The sequence below is a fragment of the Nitratidesulfovibrio oxamicus genome, from assembly GCF_015731765.1.
Lineage (GTDB): Bacteria > Desulfobacterota > Desulfovibrionia > Desulfovibrionales > Desulfovibrionaceae > Cupidesulfovibrio > Cupidesulfovibrio oxamicus.
On sequence record NZ_VRYY01000413.1, the window covers coordinates 1 to 2,253 of the forward strand.

Annotated in this window: 2 protein-coding genes and 2 pseudogenes; 1 reads left to right on the forward strand and 3 read right to left on the reverse strand. The window is 66.4% G+C overall.

The features are described from left to right. Positions 1–215: pseudogene (locus tag FVW20_RS13065) on the forward strand (DVU0298 family protein); the annotation flags it as partial. 317 nt (positions 216–532) lie between these two features. Here FVW20_RS13065 and recR read toward each other — a convergent pair. The 3 genes and pseudogenes from recR to FVW20_RS13080 form a co-directional block, all read right to left on the reverse strand. Further along, positions 533–1,138 carry a recombination mediator RecR gene (gene recR, locus FVW20_RS13070; RefSeq protein ID WP_167125039.1) on the reverse strand — a complete coding sequence of 202 codons (606 nt, stop codon included), beginning with the start codon at positions 1,136–1,138 and terminating at the stop codon, positions 533–535. A 229-nt stretch (positions 1,139–1,367) separates the two neighbouring features. Next, positions 1,368–1,679: a YbaB/EbfC family nucleoid-associated protein gene (locus tag FVW20_RS13075; RefSeq protein ID WP_012613379.1), complete on the reverse strand. Its 312-nt coding sequence runs from the start codon at positions 1,677–1,679 to the stop codon at positions 1,368–1,370. Positions 1,680–1,697: 18 nt separating this feature from the next. Then, positions 1,698–2,253: pseudogene (locus FVW20_RS13080) on the reverse strand (DNA polymerase III subunit gamma/tau); the annotation flags it as partial.

A 2,253-nucleotide genomic window follows, 5' to 3' on the forward strand; every position in this document is an offset into this window, starting at 1 on the left:
GGGCCCTTGGCGTGCTGTCCGCGCCAGAGGCCCTGCCCGCACTGCGTGAACTGCGCACCTGCGATGCCCCGGTGGAACACTTCGAGCGCGGGCGCCTTTTGCTGTGCACCGTGGGCGAGCTGGCCCAGTGCGCGGCCCAGCGCATCGAGGCCCGGTGCCTGACCGCTTCGGGCAGCGCCATGCCCGACGCCGACGTCAACGATACGGCGGCGTAGCCCCGCGCGACATTCGCCCATGAACAACCCCGCCCGGCTTCGCAAGGAAGGCGGGCGGGGGTTGTTGTGTGATCAGCCCTGTTTGCCGCTGACAGACTTTTCCAGATGGAGCGGCCGAGAGCATTCAGGACGAAGCAGGCACACTGCCGGGTTTTCGTTCTCCGGCAAGGAAGGCGAGTTCCGGGCGAGGGGAATGCGGCAGCCGTTATGCGAGCACTCGCGCGAGCATTACGGATGGCGACCGCAGAGCGCTTCCTTAGCGACCTTCGCACGGAGCGAGCCTGACGCAGCCGGGGGACAAAAGGACCTTTTCGAGCCTAGAGGTCCTGGCGGTACTGCATGGACTGCCGCAGCGTCTCCCGATCCATGAACTTGACCTCGGACCCCAGCGGAATGCCCTGGGCAAGGCGCGTCACGCGCACTTGCGGATACTGCCGGGCGATCATGTTGCGGATGTAGGTGGCGGTGTTTTCCGCCTCCACGGTGGTGCCAAGGGCCATGACCACCTCGCGCACCGTGCCCTCGGCCATCCGTCTGGTCAGCCGGTCCAGATCCAGCGAATCGGCGTGCAGGTTGTCCAGCGGAGCCAGCAGGCCGCCAAGGATGAGGTAGTGGCCCTTGTAGAAGCCGCCCTCTTCCAGGGTGAGCATGGAATCCCACTCCGACACCAGACACAGCGTCTCGCCGCTGCGGGCCGGGTCGGTGCAGATGCCGCACGGGTCCACGTCGGTCAGCGCGCCGCAGCGCCCGCACAGGTGCAGGTTGTCGCGCAGGTCATGCACGGCGCGGCCCAGCCTGCGGGTTTCGCTGGCGGGCCACTTCAGCAGGGTCATGGCAAGGCGCAGGGCCGACTTGGGGCCAAGGCCGGGCAGCCGGGAGAGCTGCTCCACCAGCGCCTTCAACGGTTCGGGCAGTCGCTGCACGGACACTCCGGGTTACATTGCGAAAATCGGTTGCTCTTGTCGCCGGTATAACCCGCGCGGCAGGATGCGCAGGGGACACCACAGGAGGCGTCGCCACAAGAGGGGATTTTGTTCTCTGCCAAGGAAGAACGCCTTTTTGTGAAGGGAGTGTACTCTTATCGTACTCGACCGGAGCAAAAAGGCGTTCTGACGCAGGCAGAGGGCAAAAGCCCCCTTGTGGCGGCGTCTCCTAGAAGAGGCCGGGCATTTTCAGACCGCCCGTAAGCGCCCCCATCTCCTTCTCCATCATGTCCTTGGCCTGGCGCAGCCCTTCGTTGACGGCGGTCAGCACCAGGTCCTGGAGCATTTCCACGTCGTTGGGGTCCACGGCCTTGGGATCGATGACGATGGCCTTCACTTCCTGCTTGCCGGAAACGGTCACCTTGACCATGCCGCCGCCGCTGGTGGCTTCAAGGGTGCGGTCGGCCATTTCGGCCTGGAGCTTGCTCATCTTGGTCTGCATGACCTGCGCCTGGCGCAGGAGGTCGTTCATACCGCGCATGGATTCCTCCGGATGGTTCTATTGAAGCCGCCCGTCGGCCAGGGGCCGGCAGGACAGCATGGTGGCCCCGAACTGTTCGCGCAGCAGGCTCACGGCGGGGTGCCGTTCGGCCTCGGCGCGCAGTTCCGAGGGGGTCTTGATACGAGTGGTGGGCGGAAGCACCTCTACCCGCACGTCGGTACCGAAATAGGCGCGGGCACGCGCAACGAGAAGCGCTTCGTTGCCGGGAGTCGACAGCAGGTTGTACTGCGTGCTGGACCGAGTGGACACCGTCAGTGTGCCATCGGCACAATGTCCCTGCGTCTGCCGGAGCATGGAAAGGATGCTGCCGCCCTCGCCGTTGCGCTCCGCGCAATACTGCACGAAGCCGTCCCACGTGCCGTCGCCCTGAGGGTCTTGGGGGACGGGTGCGGATGCACCCGCTGCGCCAGATACGCCAGATGTGCCTGACGCGGCATCCGCCACGGCGGAACCGCCGGGGGCAGCGCCCGCGCCGGGTGCGGGATACGGCACGTCATCCCACGGCAGCGAGGTGTCCGAGCCGCCGCTCTGGGGAGCGGGGTCCGCCGCCGGG